The following is a 20,937-nucleotide window of genomic DNA, read 5'->3' as shown; positions in this document are numbered from 1 at the left end:
ATCGTAGTCGGACTGAAGCTCAACAATAAAAACTAGTGGCATAAGCTGACAAATAATTTATTTGTATAACAACTAGATGGAGACGCAATGAACAACTATATGAACACAATCAAACGGGTAGTGGGCTCAACTTTGGCGCTGGGTATCATGACCGCCGCAAGCGGCACATGGGCGCAACAGAAAGAGGTCACTATCGCCTATCAAGCCATTAATGGCCCTTTCATTGCGGCTATTGATAGCGGCGACATCGAGAAGGCGACCGGCTACAAGATCAACTGGCGCAAATTCGATTCTGGCGCAAAAGTGGCTACCGGTCTGGCATCAGGCGATGTGCAAGTCGCCGTCATTGGTTCCAGTCCGCTCTCTGCAGCGGTGAGTCGCGGTGTCGACGTGCAATTGTTCTGGGTGCTGGACGATATCAACGAAGCCGAGGCATTGATTGTTCGCAATGGCGCCGGGATCAACAAGCCGGCGGATTTGAAAGGCAAGAAGATTGGCGTTCCTTTTGCATCCACCACGCACTTTCACACCATGTTCTTTCTCGACCTGTCGGGTATCAAACCGAGCGAAGTGAAGTTGTTGAATTTGCAGCCTAACCAGATCTCGGCGGCCTGGGAGCGTGGCGATATCGATGCGGCCTATGTATGGGATCCTGCTCTGAGCAAGTTGAAGCAGAGCGGCAAGGTGATGGTCACCTCGGGAGAACTCAGCAAAAAAGGCAAAGCGACATTCGACGGCATAGCGGCAGACCGTAAATGGGCCGAGGCAAACTCGGATTTCATGGTCAAGTTTGTGAAGATCGCGGCGGCTGCGGATGCCGATTACAAGGCCAATCCGGCGAGCTGGACCGTCGATTCAAAACAAGTGAAGGCGAATGTCAAACTGACCGGTGCTGAAGCCAAGGACGTCGCCGCCTCGGTTGCCTTGTACGGCTACCCAAGTATTCAGGAGCAAGTATCTGCAGCCTGGCTCGGCGGTGGTACTAACGGCGGCGTTGCAAAAGCATTGAAAGCGACGGCGGAATTCTTGAAGGGCGAGGGGAAAATCGACGCCGTAGCGCCAGATTATGGGAAATACGTGACTTCCAAGTATGCGGAAGCAGCAATGAAATTGAAGTGACGTAAGTAAGCGCCACGCTGCGGATTGTGTTGCCTCCAGTCGGAGGTCGGCACTATCCGCAGTTGCTGATAAGAATACGAGGAAAGATCATGGAAAATATGTATGTAAAAAACGTCAGTGTCATTTATCCGGGAAAGACCGCAGGGGAGCGAATCCATGCATTGGATAATATCAACCTGACGATAAATAGCGGTGACTTCGTCGTGGCCTTGGGCGCATCCGGTTGCGGCAAGACGACGCTGCTGAGCTTGATGGCGGGTTTCATTTCTCCATCGAAAGGCGAAATGCTGCTCGGTGACCACAAGGTGGAGGGGCCGGGGTCCGATCGCGGCGTAGTTTTTCAAAAGCATGCACTGCTGCCCTGGTTGAACGTGATGGAAAATGCCGAATTCGGCCTGAAATTACAAGGCGTGGCGAAACAAAAACGGCGTGAAATCGCCGCCAAAAACCTGGCACTGGTCGGCTTGCAGGACTTTCATGACAACATGATTTATCAACTCTCTGGTGGTATGCAGCAGCGGGTTGGTATCGCGCGCGCCTTGACCTGCGGACCGGCGATGTTGTTGATGGATGAGCCGATGGCAGCGCTGGATGCGCTCACGCGCGAAACGATCCAGGAATTGCTGCTCGATATCTGGAAGAAAACGCAGACCATGTTTTTCTTCATTACGCACAGCGTAGACGAAGCATTGTTCCTGGCAAATCGCTTGATCGTGATGTCGCCGCGCCCTGGCCGCATTACCCATACCTACGAGCTTGATTTCAACAAACGCTACCTTGAGCACCGCAATGCGCGCGCCATCAAATCCAGCCCGGATTTCATCGAAATGCGGGAAACGGTGTTGAACATCATCTACGGTGATGAGCGTGGCGGTTCATCCCACGCGATAGGGGGCGGCCATGTCTAATCAAAAAGTCAGCAAGGCAAAGCAGAAGGGCCTGTTGGCCAATATGTTCGCTCAGAAGGCGGCAAAACCCGGCGAAGCCTTTGGTGCGCCCGGACAGGGGAGTGCAAAGACCATTGCAACAGCGACCGTCATTACCCTGTTTTTGCTGTGGTTCGTGGTCACCGCAACCGGCCTGGTGAAACCGCTATTTTTGCCGTCGCCCAAAGCGGTATTCGACAAGTTCATTCTGGTGTCCACAGTGGGATTCGGTGGCTCGACCCTGCTGGAACATACCACCACCAGCCTGTCGCGCGTGTTCGGCGCATTTGCTCTGGCGTGTATTTTTGCCATCCCGATTGGTATCCTGATGGGCGTTAGTCGGGTTGCGCGCGGCCTGTTCGACCCACCGATTGAGTTCTATCGTCCGTTACCGCCATTGGCTTATTTGCCGCTGGTGATCATCTGGTTCGGGATTGGCGAATTCTCCAAGGTATATCTGATTTTTCTGGCGATTTTTGCCCCGCTGGCGATCGCCGCGCGCTCTGGTGTTCGTTCAGTGTCGATCGAGCAGATTCATGCTGCTTACTCGATGGGCGCGACACGGATACAAGTAATTACACAAGTGATCCTGAAAGCCGCCGTGCCGGAGATTTTCACCGGGATGCGGATCGGAATCGGTGTCGGCTGGACTACCCTGGTCGCTAGTGAAATGGTCGCCGCTACCCGCGGTCTGGGCTACATGGTGCTGAGTGCGTCAGAATTCCTGGCCAGTGATGTCGTCATCATGGGGATTATTGTGATCGGCTTTTTCGCCTTCATTTTCGATCTCCTGATGCGCTATCTGGAACGAGTCCTGGTGCCATGGAAAGGCAAAGTCTAGCACTGCATGGAAGGGTGATCCGGATAGCTCCGCTGTCACGGATCCCCCTTCCGATCTACTCGAAGGAGCAGGCTTTGTCCGGCTTCTTCGAGTTTCTGATGTCTACCTGAATATCCTCCGTTGGAAGTGGTATGACCTGCACCTTCGTCCAGTACGAAGAGCGCAGGGTGAGAGTGCGTCTGTCGCTCCTATCAAGTGTGATCTGGTGGGGCCGGCACAGGTGCGCCTGTTCCGCATGCATGTTCATGCATAGTCGCTGGTAACAAATACAGCATAGAAAATCAGTGGGTAAAAGCAAAAATCACGACCCGTAATCAAACGAGACGAGACTGAAAATGATTAATGAACTAGATAATTCCTGTGGTTTGCAGCACACGCTAAAGCAACGTCACATGACGATGATTGCGCTGGGTGGGGTGATTGGAGCCGGGTTGTTTGTCGGTAGCGGCGTGGTTGCAAAATCCGCAGGGCCCGCAGTGATCCTGTCGTTTCTTTTGACCGGTGGCCTGATCGTCTTGATCATGCGCATGCTGGGCGAGATGGCAACATCGTTGCCCGCCGTCGGTTCCTTTTACGAATATGCACGACTGGCTTTCGAAGATCGGCCTAAGGTTTCCCAGTTTCTTGGTTTCATGAGCGGCTGGATGTACTGGTACTTTTGGGTAGTGGTGGTTGCGCTGGAAGCGATCGCCGGCGCGAAACTGATCAATTTCTGGCTGCCGGATGTCGCACCATGGATCATCAGTCTGGTTCTGCTGGTCGCCATGACCTTGCTGAATATGTTTTCCGTGAAATCATTCGGCGAATTTGAATTCTGGTTCGCCTCCATTAAAGTCGTCGCGATTGTCATTTTCCTGGCGTTGGGCGCCTTGTTTTTAACCGGCATGTTGCACCATACTCCCGCAAGCCTGGGACACTTCCTGACGCATGGCGGCTTCATGCCGAACGGTTGGGGGCCCGTTCTCAGTGGCGCCGTGGCCGCTACCGCATTTTATTCCGGTGCCGAAATCGTGACCATCGCCGCAGCAGAAACCGCCGATCCGGCAAAGGCCGTCGCCCGCGCTACCAGCTCGGTCATTTCACGCGTGCTGTTGTTTTATGTGGGTTCCCTGTTTTTTGTGGTGTGTATTGTGCCTTGGAACTCATCCGACATTGCGACGCCATTCGTGAGTGCTTTGGAAGGGATGGGGATTCCGTATGCTGCACATATCATGAACGCGATCATTGTGACCGCGGTTTTGTCTGCACTGAACTCCAGTCTGTATGCATCATCCCGCATGATATTTGCATTGACCCGTCGTGGCGATGCGCCGACCGCCCTGGTGAAGTTGAGCAAAAATGGCGTGCCGGTACGTGCCATTCTGTTTAGCACGCTGTTTGCGTACGCAGCGATCGCGGTGTCATACGTGTCTGCTGACGTGGTGTTTCCATTCATCGTCAATTCATACGGCACGTTCATTTTGTTTGTCTACCTCTTGATTGCGATCTCGCAACTGCGCATTCGCGCCCGTCTGGAGCGTGAACACCCTGAGCGCATCAAGGTACGGATGTGGCTGTTTCCCTACCTTACTTATTTCGCGATTATCGCCATGCTGGTCATCCTGGCTGCAATGGGTTTTTCAGCCGAGCCGGAGCAGCGGCTATCGCTCTGGTTCGGTCTGGCCAGCCTGGTCTTGCTGGTAGTGCTGTATTTCGTCAAGCAATCGTTTGGTCGAAATAAGGAACGCCCTTTTTCCAGCGATGAACAATATTTGACGACGACGCAGCAATATTGAAAAAATTATCGCAGAACCCAGGCCATCCGCAGCGTCGCAACCTGTTAGCGGGTGGCGCTACGGCAGCGGCCGCAGCCGGGCTTGGCGGGTTCTGATCTGGGGCGCTAGGCCTCAGAATGTTGCTGTCATCCCGGTCAGTCCCGTCAGCGATGGCAGGTACGGCGGCTCATGCCCAAGGCATCATCGAGCAAATAGGGTATGTGCGGCGGCGTTGGGTGATCCGGGAAACTACAATAATTTGCCGGCGATCGCCGCAACCACGGTCGCCGGCAAAGGCGATGCGGTGGTGTCGCAGGTGATCGGGACGATGACTGCGATCAAGGAAGTTCGCGCAAGATAGCCGACATCATTGCCGCCATGGACGATGTCGCATTTCAAACCAATATCCTCGCCCTGAATCCAGCGGTCGAAGCGGCGCGGCCGCTGAGCAGGGGCGCGGTTTTGCGGTGGTGGCCAGCGAGGTGCGAAATCTGGCTCGGCGCGGTGCTGCCGCTGCCAAGGAAATCCAATCATTGATCGAGGACTCGGTGCAGAAAGGGGATGCGGGCAATCAGTGGGTGGATACCGCAGGCCGCACCATGAGCGAAATTATCAGTTCGATCGAGCGCGTTACCACAATCATGAGTACCATCACGCAGGCCAGTCGCAAGCAGAGCACACGCATCAGCGAGGTCAATCGCGTCATCTGCCAGCCGGCGCCCACCGGATGATCGCTTCTGCGCTGATCGAATTGCGTGGAAAGTTCAGTTCGCGCGGCAGCCTGGCAGCCGTTTGCAAAACCAGTTTCCATGGCGGCACCGACTGGGGTTATCGTACTTTTGGTGCAGATTGATACGGAGCGTGACAAAAAACCTTTGTGCAACAACGAGTTACACATCACCGCAGCCTAAAATTCTGTGCAAACTGTAAGTGGTTGATTCGCCGATTGATTTCTTATCTAACCATATCAATCTGCACCAAAAGTACGATTACCCCTATCAAGGTGTTCCAGAGAAAATCACCATCGACAAGAGCGGGGCCAATACAGCAGCGATCGAGGGTTACAACACTGAAGGCAATCCGGAAATTGAACTCCGCCAGATCAAGTATCTGAATAATATCGTTGAGCAAGATCATCGAGCAGTCAAGCGCATCATAAGGCCGATGCTCGGTTTTAAATCTTCTCGGTCGGCCAAAAATACCTTGGCTGGCATCGAAATCATGCACATGATTCGCAAGAGCCAATTGCAAGACGGCGGTGATCTTACGCCTGCTCAGCAGTTTTATGCTTTGGCTGCATAAGCGAGTTCTAAACCAGAGTTTTTGCTCGCTCCATCAAAATATTTGCGACAGAACCACAGCGGTATCGTCGGGTTACGCAGCCCATGCAGGGCGCGCACAGGCTTGCATGCCTGTGCCGTTCCGCGGGCAAGCGAAGGGAGTATCGCCTTGCAAGGCGATACTGTTACGCAGGCGTGGGGCGATGCCCCACGAAACCCCTGCTACACCATGTCGCTTGAAACCCCGCTACACCTAACCCGACCTACGGTACTGTTCGGCATCCGTCGTGCACCGCACTCTCGCGCTGCAGGCAGCAGGTCAAGGTGTTAGTCTTAACCAGTTGGCTAGTGCGAAACTGGCAGCGCACGCTACGCGGACTATTGTTGCGATCCATTGAAGTCGCGATCGCTCAACAACATGACCTGTCAGATTAAGCCCGAACTACATCTCATGGAATTTCTTCAAATGTTAATTGCCTCTGCCAGTGTGCTAAGGAAAAGCTTTCCTGCAGCACTAATATGGCGACGTGAAGCGTACAACGCATAGATAGACATTGGCGGTGGTGCCCATCCGGGCGCAATGACACATAATGTGCTCCGTTCAATGTCCTCGCGACATAGCGCGAGCGGCAGACGAGCGATCCCCAGGCCAGCCAACGCTGCCTCGCGGATTACCGTGAGGTTGTCACTTGAAAAGCGAATACGGACCTCGACATCCGCATGCTGATCGTTCGGCCCGATAAAATGCCAACGTGACGTTTCGTCCAACGAGCCCCAGCCTATGGCATCCATGCCCTGCAATGCCGCGGGATTGACCGGATTGTCGGCCGCATTCACTACCGCTGGCGCCGCAACCAATACATACGGGGAAAGTGCGAGCCGCTGCGCAATCATGTCCGAGTTGGGCAGACTCTGCGCAGATGGCAACAAAACCAAATCAAAGAGTTCTGTCAATGACTCGGCGGTACCTTTAGTCGTACTCAGAGATACACGTACGCGCGGATTTGCACGGGCAAATTCGGCCGCCACACGACCTACGATCATTGAGGTGAGCGCTATTGGACTCGCTATACGGAGGCTACCATGGGGTTCGGCTTGATTGTCGTGCACAGCCGCTACCGCAGCGTTCATTTCAGAACGAATATATCGCCCGTGCTGATAAAGCTGTTGCCCAATCTCAGTGACTTCAAAATGACGCGAATTACGCAAGAGCAGGGCGACGCCCAATAGCGCTTCAAGCTCAGAAATGCGGCGGCTCAACCTCGATTTCGACACACCGGTACGAACGCTTGCAGCGCTGAATCCTCCTGCGTCGATTACCTCGGCAAGCAGCATCAAATCATTCGCCGCGTCGGTCAGCTTACGCATTCGTTCGGGGCCAAATGGCAAAGTATTTACATTACGCATCATGAATCGACATGTGAAATAACCACAATTCGACCTGCTTCCAAATGCCAACATTTTCTAGAATTCAACACCATAGTTCGGCCCCTTCTTGCGGCATTGACACGCTTTCGGTTGAGCCACACAAAACTTCCGCCTTCATTCATCACCTTTTCCGATTTTACAGCAGGGTCTATCTGTAAATTCCAGTCCGGATTCTTCGAGCACTTTTCAGTGCCTGCCAGCATCCCAAAAATAAAACATTGCGTTCTGAAATTGACGATTGCTCGCTGGACCGTATGACCACTACATTGTTGATCAGAACAAGAAGATCAGCAGGCGAACCGAACTATTCACAAATGAGAAACCCATGCCACACAGCCGCGTAACATTCATAGCAGTTTGCCTTGCGAATATCTTGGCGTCCAGCCAAGCGAATGCCCTATCGAGTACACAGGTCTATGGACTAGTTGACTTAAGCATCTATTCACAACAGCTCAGTGGCCAGACTCGGGTTGCCGCCATAGCGAATGGCAACATGACGACCTCTTTCATTGGTGTACGAGGAGGCGAAGACTTGGGCGACGGTCTCAAGGCGTCCTTTGCCTTCGAGGGATTTTTTCGCGCCGATACAGGCGAAAGTGGCCGAGGAAATACCGATACATTCTTTCAACGTCAATCATGGGTGGGCGTGTCGGACGACCGTTTGGGTACGCTTCGTTTAGGCCGCCTGCCGACACCAAACTGGCTCACAACCATCAAATTCGGCCCGTTTGGCGGCGCTTCTGTCACGCCATTCGTGATGCACACTTATCTGCCCAGCGCGCTCCAGCCCATGATGACAGGCAGCGGCGCCAGCGATGCATCGTGGGCCAACAGCATCGGCTATATCTCGCCGAGATGGTCTGGCTTTACGGGCATGGCGGTTTATGCGCTGAGTGAAGGCAGCGCTAACGGCAAGCGCCTCGGCGCCAGCCTTGGCTATGATGCCGGCCCTCTGGCGGCATCCATTGCATTTGAAAAGCTAAGCCAAATGTCATTGCCATTCGGCGCACCTGTTGCCCCGCTTATTACGGCAGCCCGGCCAAGCTTTGCCGCGACCGATGACAGTACGGTACAGGCTGCCATCTCGTACGATTTCACGCTGCTCAAGCTGTTTGGGCAGCTGGCTCAAACCAAGCTGCAAAATGCCGGATCCTCGGAAATCAAGCTCGTGACCTCCCAGTTCGGTGTCTCGGCCCCCGTTGGTGCGGGCAAGGTAATGGTGTCCTGGGCGCACACTAAAAAGCAGCAAACCGCTACAGATGATCTCCGGCGTGACACGCTATCTGTTGGATACGACTACAACTTATCCAAGCACACAGACATCTATGCCGTCTACCTGAACGACAAAGTGACCAATCTCAATCGAGGCAATGGCCTGGCAGTCGGGTTGCGCCATACCTTTTAGCATTAACTAAAACCGCCAGATCTGAGGCGCCTGTATTTCCAGTGCCAGGCGGCCACTTGCAATTGCACACTCAACTACAAACGTATGAATAACAAAGCAGAAGTACTACTTGACACTGATTCAGGAAAATTGCGCGGACAAAATCATGCCGGTCTGCTCTCTTTTCATGCCATTCCTTACGCCACACCGCCGATAGGTAAACTGCGTTTTTCGCCGCCTCTCCCGCCAACTCCATGGGGCGGTGTGCGTGATGCACAAGAGCGCGGTCCAATTGCGCCTCAGGTGTCTTCGCGTTTGAGTCTGGCTATGGGAGACTTTGACCTGCCCCAGGATGAAGACTGTCTGACGCTGACGGTCCGGACTCCTGGTGTTGACGACCAACGCAGGCCGGTTGTTGTCTGGTTCCATGGCGGTGGCTATATCAGCGGCGCCGGTGCGTTGTCTTGGTACGATGGCAGCCGTTTGGCTAGCGAGGGCGATATTGTCGTCGTCAACGTCAACTATCGCATTGGCGCCTTGGGTTATCTTTATGCGCCTGGCATTTCACCCGGCAACCTCGGACTGCTTGATCAACAGGCGGCCTTGGAGTGGGTACAGCAGCACATCGCCAGCTTCGGCGGCGATCCCGATCAAGTCACTGTCATGGGACAGTCCGCCGGATCGCATTCGATCGCATTGCTATTAACGCGACCGGATTTCCGCCCGTCGCTGGCGCATCGGGCAATCCTGCAGAGCGCGCCTTTGGGACTGACGCTTTACGACCCGGACAAGGCGGAATGCATAGGCGAAGTGTTTCTCAAGGCGCTAGGAATTAATCCGACAGATTCCCAGGCTCGCGAACACGCTTGCCAGGTATCTACCAAGGCCATTCTCGATGCCCAGGCGGCAGCCTTCCGTCATGTCATTCAGCAAGCGGGTCCAGGCGACCCCGTCGCACTGCCTTTCATCCCCATCGCTGACGGCGCCATCCTTCCTGAATCGCAGCAAATGACAGCGGCCTTGAAGAAAGCCGCCACCAAACTGGATGTCCTCATTGGCACAACCCGAGAGGAAGCCAATGTCTTTTTCTATCAACATCCGGCGATTCAAGCCTTGACGCATCCGCCCATTCCGGCACATGAAGTAGCGCGCCTGAGCGCCCAGCGCCCCGGCGCTTCGGCCGCCCAATTACTCATGGACTTTGCGGGCGAACAATTATTTTTGCAACCCACACTGGACTGGGCGGTGCATGCCGCGCAAGCAGGGCGACGCGTACACCTCTATCAGTTCGACTGGGCCTCGCCAAACCAGGAACTGGCCGCCACGCATTGTCTTGAACTACCTTTTGTTTTTGGTACGCGCACTGCATTTGCCGACGCGCCAATGATGGCTGGTGCAAACATGCAGCAAGTCGATGCGCTATCAGCAATGATGCGGGCAAGCTGGATTTCCTTCATACGTAACGGCGACCCAAATCACGCGGGCGTACCGCCATGGCCGCTTTTCGAGCCGACGCGGCGCGGCACCATGCGCTTCGACGTGATATCGGGTGCCGTTGGCGATCTTGCCGGTAAAACCTGGCATCCATCTTTAACGACCTGAAAACGGTTTTCTGCACAATTCCCAAAGCGAGACTCTCTATGGACAGCTATTCCCCTTCTCTTCAGCAAGCGATAAGTTCAGAAGCCAAGCCAATCCAATGGCGCATTGTCATCCTGGCTTTTCTGGCGATACTCCTCGATGGTTTTGATACGACGTCGATCAGTTTTGTGGTGCCCACGCTAGCGCGGGAATGGGGAATGCCACCCGCCGCATTTACGCCCGCCTTTGTTGCCACAAGTCTGGGTGCGGTCATTGGCTACATGGTGAGCGGGCAACTGACGCATCGTCTCGGCAGTCGGTGGGTCATCCTGTGCAGCGTGCTTTTTTTTGCGGTTGGCTCGATGATGACCGGCTTCGCAGGATCGTTGTCGATTCTTGCCATCTTGCGGTTCATTACGGGCATAGGACTCGGTGCCGTGTTACCGGCTGCCGTTGCCTTGGCCGCTAAACAATGCCCTGCGCATCGCCGTGAAATGATCGCCGTCGCAGTGGCCGCCGGCATAGGATTAGGCAGCACATTAGGCGGCGTTTTCGGAGGCCGGTTGATTGCACACCATGGCTGGCAATCCGTCTTCTGGCTAGGCGGCATGCTTCCCGTACTGCTGTTCCCCTTTCTCTGGTGGGGCTTGCCTTCCAACAAGCATGAAAAGACGGGCGAATCTGCCTTGCGGTCGGATGCCGCGATCAGCAGTCTTTTCAAGGGAGTGCTGGCATACAGCACCACGCTGTTGTGGAGCTTTTCCTTCATGATCTTTGTCGCCGTGTACGCGCTGTATTTCTGGCTGCCAACCCTGTTGCTGAATTTCGGGTTCAACCCAACCGAAACGTCTATCGGCACTGCCTGTCTTGGTGCCGGTGGTCTGGTAGGCGCGATTTTCCTCATGCCGCTTTCCGCCCTATTTGGAGCGTCACGGGTTTTAGTATTTGCTTCCTTGCTCGGCGCAATTTCCATCGCATGTGTCACCTTCCTGGATCTCAACAGGCTCCAGTTGTTGCTAACCATTGCAGCAATTGGTGTCGGTCTTTTGGCGGGCGCAATAGGCCAAAGTGCTCTTGCCGTAACGCTCTATCCTGAAGCTGCACGCGCCACCGGTGTAGGTTATTCAGCAGCGGTCGGACGCATTGGTTCTATTCTCGGCCCGGCAATGGGCGGGATTCTGTTATCTCTTGACAGACCAGCCAAAGAAATAATTCTGACCGCTTGCATTCCGGTGCTTATTGCGGCGTTGGCCGTCGGTGTGCTCGACTTCTACCTTCGCAGACAGTACTAGTCCTACTGTGTCACAAATTTAGCATAAGGGCACACGCTTCTCCCTGGCAGGGAGACGGAGCTCTGATTTTTTTAACGAAGTAGGACTACCCAGCCGTCTCTGAATCAAAGCGCGACGGCCAGAGGGAGTTTTTTCAAAACATGGATGGTGTTATGGAAGCGATCAATCAACCAAGCAAAGTGCAAGTCAGAGACTGGCTAAAGCATCGTCAACTCAAAACTGAGCCACCGCCCGACATTGAACAGATCCGGCGCGAGTTGGGATGGGGATCGGCTGAAAAGATTAAACCCGCTCCTAGTGCAGTGCTTCAAGCTGTTGCTAACATTTGAGCTACCTGATCGGGCATGACTTTTTGCAAGATATCTTGCAACTAGTCTGTTAAGCCCAGCAACCGGGCGGCCTTGATAAGTTGGCTTATTTATGAGGCACTACACTGGCTCTTTCTGATCAAGATAGGGTTTGTCAGCGTCAGAGGTCATTCTCTGAATGACTAATAAATGATTGATATTTTAAAAAAGGAGAACAACCCATGTTTAATTTTCTCATGTTCTGTTTCAGCGAAGACTACTGGTCCGTGCCGGCTTATCTGGAGCTGTTGCCTTCAGGCCTGATCGACGACGAGTTTTAGCCCGGATTATCCACGGCTTCCCTAACAGCAATTAATTTATTCGCACGACGCGGGAAGCGCTGTGGCGGATGACCGTTGAACGTATTCTCGAAGGCGTGCATTTCACATCAGCGAGACGGTTCATTTCAACCAGGTGGCACGCATATAGCCTGACTAAAACAAGGAGACAATAATGCAGCACAAATACCTCTCACTACTCGTTTCAACGATGATTGTCGGCGCACTCACCGCATGCGGCGGCGGCGGTAGTGCTCTGGATTCCCTCGCAATGAATAAAGTTGCGCTGATCAATAGCGGCCCGTTGCAAGGGTCTGCCGAGGCCGGAGTCATGTCCTTCAAGGGCATTCCCTATGCCGCGCCACCGGTCGGCGCACTCCGCTGGCGTCCGCCGCAAGAGCCTGCAGCATGGACAGGCGTTCGTGCGGCAGGAAGTTACGGACACGATTGCATGCAAAAGCCCTATAAGGGGGACGCCGCGCCATCGCCGGTCGGCACCGAGCCCAGTGAGGACTGCCTGGTACTCAATGTATGGCGCCCCGATGAGGTGACGCCCAAAAAGTTACCGGTCATGGTGTGGATTTACGGCGGCGGATTTGTGAATGGCAGCTCGGCAGCTCCGGTTTATGACGGCAGCAAGTTCGCCAAGCAGGGTGTCGTTCTTGTCAGTTTCAACTATCGTCTCGGCCGCTTCGGTTTTTTCGGTCATCCTGCGCTAACCAAGGAGAACCCGGCCGGCCAGTTGGGGAATTACGCGTTCATGGATCAGATCGCGGCGCTGCGTTGGGTTCAACGGAATATCGAAGCGTTTGGCGGAGATGCCAATAACGTGACGATATTCGGGGAATCTGCAGGCGGTTGGTCGGTAAATACCTTGATGACATCGCCGCTCGCCAAAGGGCTCTTTCACAAAGCGATCGCCGAATCCGGTGGCGGGCGCAACGGAATCGTTCCCGGGCGTCGCCTGAGCGAAACTGGTCCCAACGGGTTGCCATCGGCTGAGCAGGTTGGCGTCACATTTGCCAGCAGCCTTGGCGTTACCGGCGAGGATGCAAGCGCACTGGCGGCGCTACGCGCGCTGCCGGCGGATAAAATAGTGGGGAGCTTGAATTTGTTGAACGTTTTTGACCCGACTTTTGCCAGCGCGATGATCGATGGTCAGATTGTCGTGGACGAACCGGGCAATATTTTCCGGTCGGGGCAAGCGAACAAGGTACCGTATATGGTCGGCGCCACCAATATGGATTTGGGCTTTTCTTCCGCCAAGACGATGGACGAAGCGTATGCGCCTTTCGGTCCTGCGAACCGTCAGGCGGCGGAGGCAGCCTTCAATCCGCTCGGCACCTCTACTGTGAGCGAAGTCGTGGCGCGCATCGCCAGCGATATGATGATGGTCGAGCCTGCGCGCTTTGTCTCCCAGACGCTTTCTGCGCAAGGCGTACCGGTTTACGAATATCGGTTTTCGTATGTGGCGGCAGCCGCGCGCAGCCAATTCAACGGGGCGATGCATGCCAGTGAACTACCATTTGTATTTGACACGCTGAATGCGCGTTACGGTGCTTCGGTGACGCCGCAGGATGCGCAAACGGCGAAGCTCGCCAACGACTACTGGGTATCGTTCGCAAAGACCGGGAACCCCAACGGAATTGGACGTCCGGAATGGCAGGCTTACGACACGAAAAGCGACACCCTGCTCGAGTTTTCTCCAGATGGCGCAGAAAAAACGCGAAGCGTGCCGGATGCCTGGAAAGCACGGCTAGATCTGATCCAAAAATTGTACTGATCTCGATTGCCAAGGAAGTCGACTGGATATGCAGATACGGTTCCATGCATTTTCCTGAGGTACCATCGACAGTCCATTTCATCAATAGGAGAATCTGTCCCGCGTGCCCGGAGGGGCACGCGGTGGCACTGCAATCGTCAATAGTTAAGCGCGTCGCGGTTAGAGCGGGAACCCCAACCTGAGCGTGCGCCAAATCAGTACCGGCCAGGCCGATGGCGCGCAGTATCCGCGTTTCACCGGTGTGTTGCGTCCTGCGCCTTATCCTTACTCCGGCAGGACAACGAATTCGCCCTCAAGCGCACCGACCTGATGGCCTTCGCAAATAAGTACCGAAGGCACCGATATGCGGGCCATCTTTTTCCTGTTCAGCGTCTTCAACAGCCTGGCCCAGGCGTCCGCGTCCGGCATGCTTGCGATCGCTGTAAAGCCGGTGGTGATGGGGCGATCATAGAGCATGGTATTGCGATAAATAACGATCTGGCCGCCCGCACATTCCGATCCCAGGCGAACATGAAGAAGTGTCCATGTCGATAAAATTGCCACCGCGGAAACGCTTCCGCCGAATACCGTATCCTGGTGGTTGATATTCGGAGCCAACGGCGCAGTTGCAGGAGTGGCAAAAGACTGCGGAGCAGTTCAATCCGCAGACCGTCTGGCTACGCGTATGCCAGACCATTACCACCGCCGTGACCGGCTTTGCCTGGCTTAGTAATCTCTGTGCCTTGAAAAGGCAGGGGATGGCGATGATCGAATTCAAGGGCAGTCATTTTGAGCGGGAAGTGATTCTTTGGGTGTACGCTGGTACGTGGCATATCCAATCAGTTATCGCAATTTGGAAGAAATGATGGAAGAGCGTTGCGTAGAGGTGGATCATTCCACGCTCAACCGCTGGGTGATCAAATACGCACCGCAAATGGCTCAAGCCTTCGTGCGGCGGAAGCGGCCTGTGTGCGTCAGCTGGCGGATGGACGAGACATACATAAAGGTCAAGGGTAAATGGAAATACCTTTATCGTGCAGTCGACAAAGAGGGTCAAACAATCGATTTCTTGCTGACTGCCCATCGAGATAAGAAAGCAGCCTCGCGCTTCTTGACCAAGGCGATCCGCTATCAAGGTGTTCCAGAGAAAATCACCATCGACAAGAGCGTGGCCAATACTGCAGCGATCGAGGGTTACAACCCTGAAGGCATTCCGGAAATTGAACTCCGCCAGATCAAGTGTCTGAATAATATCGTTGAGCAGGATCATCGAGCAGTCAAGCGCATCATAAGGCCGATGCTCGGTTTTAAATCTTTTCGGTCGGCCAAAAATACCTTGGCTGGCATCGAAATCATGCACATGATTCGCAAGGGCCAATTGCAAGACGGCGGTGATCTTACGCCTGCTCAGCAGTTTTATGCTTTGGCTGCATAAGCGTGTTCTAAACCAGATCTTTTGCTCACTCCATCAAAATATTTGCGACAGAACCCGTTTCGATAACGCTTGATTGGGCTGGTTTTTTATCTGGCAATATTTGTTGGATGGGGCAGGCCGGACGCCTGCTCCTAAACCCTTCCGGCTACACCCCTACATAACGGTGCCAGATATCAGGCGATTCGTGCAGTTGGTCGCTGCTACCCGACCAAACAACCCGTCCTCGTTCAATGACAGTGTGGCGGTCCGCCAAGGATAGCAGGCGCTCCACGTATTTGTCGATCACCAGAATGGTTTGGCCATGTTCACGCAGTTGGCCGAGGCAGTTCCAGATTTCCTCTCGGATCAGAGGCGACAAGCCTTCTGTCGCTTCGTCCAGGATCAACAGATGCGGATTGGTCATCAGCGCGCGACCGATCGCCAGCATTTGTTGCTCGCCGCCCGACAACTGATTGCCCATGTTGTCGGCCCGTTCCTGGAGCCGCGGGAACAACTGGTACACCCGCGCCAGGGTCCACGGATCTTTGGTCTTGCTGCGGTTGTCGGCGAAGGCGACCATGTTTTCCCTGACCGTGAGATTGGGAAAAATATGACGTCCTTCCGGCACAACGGCAATCCCAAGCCGTGCGATGCGGTCGGTCGGCAGCGTATCGATGCGATGATCGCAAAAATGGACTGTCCCTCGTTTGATTGGTGTGAGGGCAAGAATCGAGCGCACCGTAGTGGTTTTTCCCATGCCATTGCGTCCCAGTAAAGTGGCGACTTCACCGCGTTCAATAGTGAAATCGATGCCGAACAGCACCTGGCTAGCGCCATAGGCGGTTTCGATGTTGTCAACGCGCAGAATCGTGCTCATGCTGCCACCTCATCGCCCAGATAGGCTTTTTTGACTTCGATGTTGTTGCGAATTTCATCTGGCGTGCCGGCTGCAATAATGCGGCCGGCAACCAGCACTGAAATGCGGTCAGCCATCTGGAATACGGCATCCATGTCGTGCTCGATGAGCAGTACGGCAATCTCAGAGCGCAGGCTTTCGATCAGCGGAATCAAGCGTGCCGATTCTTCCGGTCCCATGCCAGCCATCGGTTCGTCGAGCAACAACATTTTGGGGCGGGTAGCCAGCGCCAAGCCGACCTCCAGTTGGCGTTGCTCACCGTGTGCCAGACTGCCGGCAATGGTCTTGATCCGTTTAGCCAGCCCGACGCGCTTTCCGATAACGTGCGCTTCGTCGAATATCGCGCGTTCTGCGATGGCCTGTTTCCAAAATCGCATACTGCTTCCGGTTCGCGCCTGTACCGCCAGCGCCAGATTGTCGAGCACGGAATAAGACTTGAAAATGTTTGTGATTTGGTAAGAGCGCGCCAATCCTTGTGCGACTCGTTCGTGCATGGACAGAGAGGTAATGTCTCGGCCGCCGAATACAATGGTGCCCTCGTTCGGTGCGATGGACCCCGAAATTTGGTGAATCAGCGTTGTTTTTCCGGCACCATTCGGGCCGATAATTGCATGGATTTCGCCATTGTTGATGGTCAAATTCAAACGATCGGTCGCCGTCAATCCTCCATAACGCTTCACCAGATTTTGCAAATCAAGTAATGCTTCTGTTTTGTCCGGTCTCATGCTTTTCCCCCACGTTTGGTGAAGCGATCAAACAAGCTTGCTAAACCATTCGGCAGCAATAGTACGACAGCGAGCAAAATTAAACCCAGAATGAGTTGCCAGTGCACGGTGTAGCCGGACAGAATTTCTTCCAGCATGAGCATGACAACAGCACCGATTATCCCGCCGGAGAAATAACCCACTCCGCCCAGGATCACCATCACCATCAGGCTGCCAGACTGCGTCCAGTGCACTAGATTCGGGCTGACCATCATGTTTTGGTTGGCCAGCAAGGCACCGGCCAGGCTTGCCAGCGCACCCGCGATCACGAAGCAGACCAGCTTGTAACGAAATACCGGATAGCCGATCGCTTCCATGCGGGTCTCGTTTTCGCGCACCGCCTGCACCACCCGGCCAAAGCGTGAGTTGATGAGGCGGTAGACTAGAAACAGCGCCATCGCGAATACGGTCAAGACCACGTAATAAAAAGTTGTGTCTGAAGCGAGGTCAACGCCGATTTTAGAGCGCCCCGCCAGGCTCATGCCATCATCGCCACCATACGCTTTGAGCGAGACAAAGACGTAATACATCATCTGCGCAAAAGCGAGCGTAATCATGATGAAATACACGCCCTTGGTACGCAGTGAAATTGCGCCAATGAATAGCGCAAGCAGTGCGCCCACCAGCAAGGCGACGGGCCAGCTGACCCATGCCGACACCACGCCGTATTGCATCAGGATGCCGACCGTGTAAGCGCCGGCGCCAAAGTAAGCGGCATGGCCCAAGCTCACCATTCCTCCGAAACCGAGAATGAGATTCAGGCTGGTTGCCGCCAGCGCAAAAATCATCAGGCGGCTGGCGAGGCTGATATAGAACTCCTGGCCCAATGCGTTTGCTCCTAGCGGAAAAGTCGCCAGCAGGCCAAGTAATAACCATGTCCAAAAAGCGGGTAGAGGGTGATGCATTTTGCTATTCATAGTTGACACTCCTTAGCCGCGCGCCGGGAACAATCCCTGCGGTTTAAAGAACAACACGGCAGCCATCAATACATAAATCAGAATGGAAGCCAGGGCAGGACCGAGATTGGAGGCAATGTCCGGTGGCATGATTGCTCGCAGCATGGTCGGCAATAGTGTTCGGCTTAGCGTATCGACCACGCCGACCAGCAATGCACCGACCAATGCACCCCGTATGGAACCGATGCCGCCGATCACGATCACGACAAAAGCCGGAATCAAAATGCTTTCACCCATGCCGACTTGAACTGCCAAAATCGACCCCAGCAACGCGCCGGCGACCGCGCACAAGGCTGCGCCAAAGGCGAACAGCAGGGTGAAGACACGTTTGATGTTGACCCCCATCGCAGTCGCCATTTCACGATTGGAGGCCCCGGCCCGCACCAACATGCCCAGACGTGTTTTTACTACAATCAGGTACAACAATGCCGCTACTGCAAGACCGGTTGCGATAATGAACAGGCGGAATGAAGAATAGAAGAACCCGGGGAGCAGTTCCACCGGCTGCGACAACAGAGGCGGCGTGTTGAGCATCAGCGGCTGCGCCCCCCAAATAATGCGCGCGGTTTCATTGAAGATCAGGATCAGTGCAAAGGTGGCGAGCACATGCGACATATGATCGCGCCGATAAAGTCGACGTAATACCGACATTTCCAGCACTACCCCTACCACCGCTGTTGCGGCAATCGCCAATAACAAGCCGATCCAGAACGAACCTGTGAATGACGTAAAGGTGGCCGCGAAATAAGCCCCTGTCATATACAGCGAACCGTGGGCCAGATTAATGAAATCCATGATGCCAAAAACCAGAGTCAATCCGGCCGCCAGCAAAAACAGCATCAGGCCAAATTGAAGCCCATTCAATAAGTGCTCAAACAGGAGCGTGATATCCATGCCTGTTCCTTCCAAAAAAACAACGTGCTTACGAATCGGTCAGAAGCCAACTATTTTTTTGCGCCTGAATGAAATCACGCGACTACTAGCCTACTTGATTTCGGAGCAATTCAAATAAGTTGACATCTAAATAGTTTATACTTAAACGATGCTACATCAATTTCGGCAAGTTGTAAGCCATCCGGCATAAATTTATTAGGTGATACATTGATTCGAAAAAATTACTTGAGGTTTGTATAGTTTAAGTATAAAGTATATTTCCTGACGTTTGACAACAATACGTCACCCTCGTGAATACAACTCGACTGACCGGAGCAGACATGATCGCAACAGCCTACGTGGACACCTTTGCAAGCGACAACTTGCCGCCGCATGAGCAATGGCCGCAGTTTCTGTTCGATTTTCCTGAGTTGCAATACCCCGACCGGCTGAATTGTGTGACGGAGTTGTTGGATAACATGGTACGGGCCGGGCATGCCGACAGCCCGGCGATATACGGTTATCAAGGAACGTGGACTTATGCGGAATTGCTGGATAAGGTCGATCGCATTGCGCATGTGCTCCGCGAAGAGTTGAAGCTGGTGCCGGGCAACCGCGTGCTGTTACGCGGCGCCAATAACCCCATGATGGCGGCTTGCTTTCTCGCGGTGGTGAAGTCTGGTTGCATTGCAGTGCCGACGATGCCGCTGTTGCGCGCAAAAGAATTGACGGTGATTATCGACAAAGCACAGGTCAGTGCTGCGCTTTGCGCGGCGGATTTGAAAACGGAAATGGAATTCGCGCGCAGCCAGTCCGCCACGCTGGAAGGGGTCCTGTATTTCAACGATGCCGCGCCCGATGCGTTAGAGCAATTGATGGCGACGAAGCCTGCTGCTTTCGAGGCGGTCGATACGTCCGCCGACGATGTTTGCATTATCGGTTTCACGTCGGGCACCACCGGAATGCCGAAAGGCACCATGCACTTTCATCGCGATGTAATGGCGATTTGCGACTGTTTTCCGCGCTCCATACTGCAATCTAACGCAGATGACATCTTCATCGGCACCCCGCCGCTGGCTTTTACGTTCGGTTTGGGCGGGATGCTGTTGTTCCCGTTGCGTGTCGGGGCTGCCACCGTGTTGCTGGAAAAACTCACGCCCGAATCGCTATTGCAGGCGGTGCAGGATTTTCGCGCCACCATCTGCTTTACCGCACCCACTTTCTATCGCCAGATGGCGCCGCTGACATCGAAGTACGATCTGTCCAGTCTTCAAAAAACCGTTTCTGCAGGCGAAGCCTTGCCGGCGGCGACGCGGGAAAGTTGGCGCCAGGCCACGGGACTGGCCATGATCGATGGCATCGGTGCGACAGAGATGCTGCACATCTTTATTTCAGCTGCCGGTAACGACATTCGATCCGGTGCCACCGGCAAGCCGATTCCAGGTTACCAAGCCTGCGTGCTGGATGAGGACGGCAACCAGGTGCCGCCCGGTGTCGTCGGGCGGCTTGCAGTAAAAGGGCCAACCGGGTGTCGCTATCTAGCCGATGCGCGGCAGAAGGATTACGTGTGCAACGGCTGGAACGTGACTGGAGATGCCTATGAGATGGATGCCGACGGCTATTTTTGGTACAGCGCACGCACCGATGACATGATCATCTCGGCTGGTTACAACATTGCCGGCCCGGAGGTCGAAGACGCACTGTTGAAACATCCCGCAGTGGCTGAGTGCGGTGTGGTCGGCTACCCCGATGAAGAGCGCGGACAAGTGGTCAAAGCGTATGTGGTGTTGAAGCAAGGCGTCGAGCAAACTGCGGCGATGATCAAAGAGTTGCAGGATTTCGTCAAACAAAGCATTGCGCCGTACAAATATCCGCGTTCGATTGAATTTCGCACGTCTCTGCCGCGCACAGAAGCCGGCAAATTGCAGCGCTACAAATTACGGAGTGCCGGCCTTCCTCAAGGTAAAGAATAACCGGCGAGTGTTTTGCAAACTGAGGGCTTGGTGAGGCCCTTAACTATCC

At 54.3% G+C, this 20,937-nt stretch carries 19 protein-coding genes and 2 pseudogenes; 15 read left to right on the top strand and 6 right to left on the bottom strand.

Annotated elements, in window-relative coordinates:
• Positions 1-99: 99 nt before the first annotated feature.
• The 7 genes and pseudogenes from tauA (at position 100) to ACFOFO_RS02390 (ending at position 6,318) form a co-directional block, all read left to right on the top strand.
• Positions 100-1,119: a taurine ABC transporter substrate-binding protein gene (gene tauA, locus ACFOFO_RS02420; RefSeq protein WP_390327936.1), complete on the top strand. Its 1,020-nt coding sequence runs from the start codon at positions 100-102 to the stop codon at positions 1,117-1,119.
• Positions 1,120-1,208: 89 nt separating this feature from the next.
• On the top strand, positions 1,209-2,027 hold the full coding sequence (locus ACFOFO_RS02415; RefSeq protein ID WP_390330742.1) for a taurine ABC transporter ATP-binding protein: 819 nt from the start codon (positions 1,209-1,211) through the stop codon (positions 2,025-2,027).
• A 43-nt stretch (positions 2,028-2,070) separates the two neighbouring features.
• Entirely contained in the window at positions 2,071-2,886 is an 816-nt protein-coding gene (locus ACFOFO_RS02410) for an ABC transporter permease subunit (RefSeq protein WP_390327938.1), read from the top strand.
• Positions 2,887-3,221: 335 nt separating this feature from the next.
• Positions 3,222-4,661, top strand: a complete 1,440-nt coding sequence (locus ACFOFO_RS02405) for an amino acid permease (RefSeq protein WP_390330741.1) — start codon at positions 3,222-3,224, stop codon at positions 4,659-4,661.
• 235 nt (positions 4,662-4,896) lie between these two features.
• Positions 4,897-5,353, top strand: a pseudogene (locus tag ACFOFO_RS02400) (methyl-accepting chemotaxis protein); the annotation flags it as partial.
• Positions 5,354-5,642: 289 nt separating this feature from the next.
• Positions 5,643-5,942 (top strand): annotated as a pseudogene (locus ACFOFO_RS02395) (DDE-type integrase/transposase/recombinase); the annotation flags it as partial.
• A gap of 265 nt (positions 5,943-6,207) precedes the next feature.
• Positions 6,208-6,318 (top strand): toxin-antitoxin system HicB family antitoxin, encoded by a 111-nt coding sequence (locus ACFOFO_RS02390; protein ID WP_390322881.1) that lies wholly within the window; start codon positions 6,208-6,210, stop codon positions 6,316-6,318.
• A 64-nt stretch (positions 6,319-6,382) separates the two neighbouring features.
• Here the strand turns inward: ACFOFO_RS02390 and ACFOFO_RS02385 are convergent, their stop codons facing one another.
• Positions 6,383-7,330, bottom strand: coding sequence for a LysR substrate-binding domain-containing protein (locus ACFOFO_RS02385; protein ID WP_390330740.1), 948 nt, complete (start codon positions 7,328-7,330; stop codon positions 6,383-6,385).
• 343 nt (positions 7,331-7,673) lie between these two features.
• Between ACFOFO_RS02385 and ACFOFO_RS02380 the strand changes: the two genes are divergently transcribed.
• The 5 genes from ACFOFO_RS02380 (at position 7,674) to ACFOFO_RS02360 (ending at position 14,013) form a co-directional block, all read left to right on the top strand.
• Positions 7,674-8,753 carry a porin gene (locus ACFOFO_RS02380; protein ID WP_390322883.1) on the top strand — a complete coding sequence of 360 codons (1,080 nt, stop codon included), beginning with the start codon at positions 7,674-7,676 and terminating at the stop codon, positions 8,751-8,753.
• 84 nt (positions 8,754-8,837) lie between these two features.
• Positions 8,838-10,334, top strand: a complete 1,497-nt coding sequence (locus tag ACFOFO_RS02375) for a carboxylesterase/lipase family protein (protein WP_390322884.1) — start codon at positions 8,838-8,840, stop codon at positions 10,332-10,334.
• 38 nt (positions 10,335-10,372) lie between these two features.
• The gene (locus ACFOFO_RS02370) at positions 10,373-11,605 is read left to right on the top strand and encodes an MFS transporter (RefSeq protein ID WP_390322885.1); all 1,233 of its coding nucleotides are present in this window, start codon (positions 10,373-10,375) and stop codon (positions 11,603-11,605) included.
• A gap of 152 nt (positions 11,606-11,757) precedes the next feature.
• Positions 11,758-11,934, top strand: coding sequence for a hypothetical protein (locus ACFOFO_RS02365; protein WP_390322886.1), 177 nt, complete (start codon positions 11,758-11,760; stop codon positions 11,932-11,934).
• Between the two features lie 471 nt (positions 11,935-12,405).
• Entirely contained in the window at positions 12,406-14,013 is a 1,608-nt protein-coding gene (locus tag ACFOFO_RS02360; RefSeq protein ID WP_390330738.1) for a carboxylesterase/lipase family protein, read from the top strand.
• A 264-nt stretch (positions 14,014-14,277) separates the two neighbouring features.
• On the opposite strand, the gene ACFOFO_RS02355 is transcribed toward ACFOFO_RS02360, so the two are convergent.
• Entirely contained in the window at positions 14,278-14,610 is a 333-nt protein-coding gene (locus tag ACFOFO_RS02355) for a YiiD C-terminal domain-containing protein (protein ID WP_390322888.1), read from the bottom strand.
• An 8-nt stretch (positions 14,611-14,618) separates the two neighbouring features.
• Between ACFOFO_RS02355 and ACFOFO_RS02350 the strand changes: the two genes are divergently transcribed.
• Both ACFOFO_RS02350 and ACFOFO_RS02345 read left to right on the top strand, forming a co-directional pair.
• Complete coding sequence (locus ACFOFO_RS02350) at positions 14,619-14,858, top strand: hypothetical protein (protein ID WP_390330762.1); 240 nt, start codon at positions 14,619-14,621, stop codon at positions 14,856-14,858.
• Positions 14,751-15,427 (top strand): IS6 family transposase gene (locus tag ACFOFO_RS02345; protein WP_390330760.1). Its coding sequence is split into 2 segments (ribosomal slippage): positions 14,751-14,805 and positions 14,805-15,427, totalling 678 coding nucleotides; the frame shifts between segments, so codons are not numbered across the junction. Before ACFOFO_RS02350 ends, ACFOFO_RS02345 begins: the two co-directional genes overlap by 108 nt.
• Before the next feature lie 145 nt (positions 15,428-15,572).
• Here the strand turns inward: ACFOFO_RS02345 and ACFOFO_RS02340 are convergent.
• Genes ACFOFO_RS02340 through ACFOFO_RS02325 form a run of 4 tightly spaced genes read right to left on the bottom strand, consistent with a single transcriptional unit; the run spans position 15,573 to position 18,936 of the window.
• On the bottom strand, positions 15,573-16,283 hold the full coding sequence (locus ACFOFO_RS02340; RefSeq protein ID WP_390322889.1) for an ABC transporter ATP-binding protein: 711 nt from the start codon (positions 16,281-16,283) through the stop codon (positions 15,573-15,575).
• On the bottom strand, positions 16,280-17,047 hold the full coding sequence (locus tag ACFOFO_RS02335; RefSeq protein ID WP_390322890.1) for an ABC transporter ATP-binding protein: 768 nt from the start codon (positions 17,045-17,047) through the stop codon (positions 16,280-16,282). The genes ACFOFO_RS02340 and ACFOFO_RS02335 overlap by 4 nt, the downstream gene beginning before the upstream one ends.
• Complete coding sequence (locus tag ACFOFO_RS02330) at positions 17,044-18,003, bottom strand: branched-chain amino acid ABC transporter permease (protein WP_390330736.1); 960 nt, start codon at positions 18,001-18,003, stop codon at positions 17,044-17,046. The genes ACFOFO_RS02335 and ACFOFO_RS02330 overlap by 4 nt, the downstream gene beginning before the upstream one ends.
• A gap of 12 nt (positions 18,004-18,015) precedes the next feature.
• Positions 18,016-18,936: a branched-chain amino acid ABC transporter permease gene (locus ACFOFO_RS02325; protein WP_390322891.1), complete on the bottom strand. Its 921-nt coding sequence runs from the start codon at positions 18,934-18,936 to the stop codon at positions 18,016-18,018.
• A 320-nt stretch (positions 18,937-19,256) separates the two neighbouring features.
• Here ACFOFO_RS02325 and ACFOFO_RS02320 point away from each other — a divergent pair, with 320 nt between their 5' ends.
• A complete protein-coding gene (locus ACFOFO_RS02320) occupies positions 19,257-20,888 on the top strand; it encodes an AMP-binding protein (RefSeq protein WP_390322892.1) in 1,632 nt (543 codons plus the stop codon).
• Positions 20,889-20,937: the final 49 nt, after the last annotated feature.

It is taken from the genome of Pseudundibacterium arcticum (assembly GCF_042646465.1).
GTDB classification, from domain to species: Bacteria; Pseudomonadota; Gammaproteobacteria; order Burkholderiales; family Burkholderiaceae_D; genus Undibacterium_A; species Undibacterium_A arcticum.
This window is presented reverse-complemented; position numbering and strand designations above follow the sequence as displayed.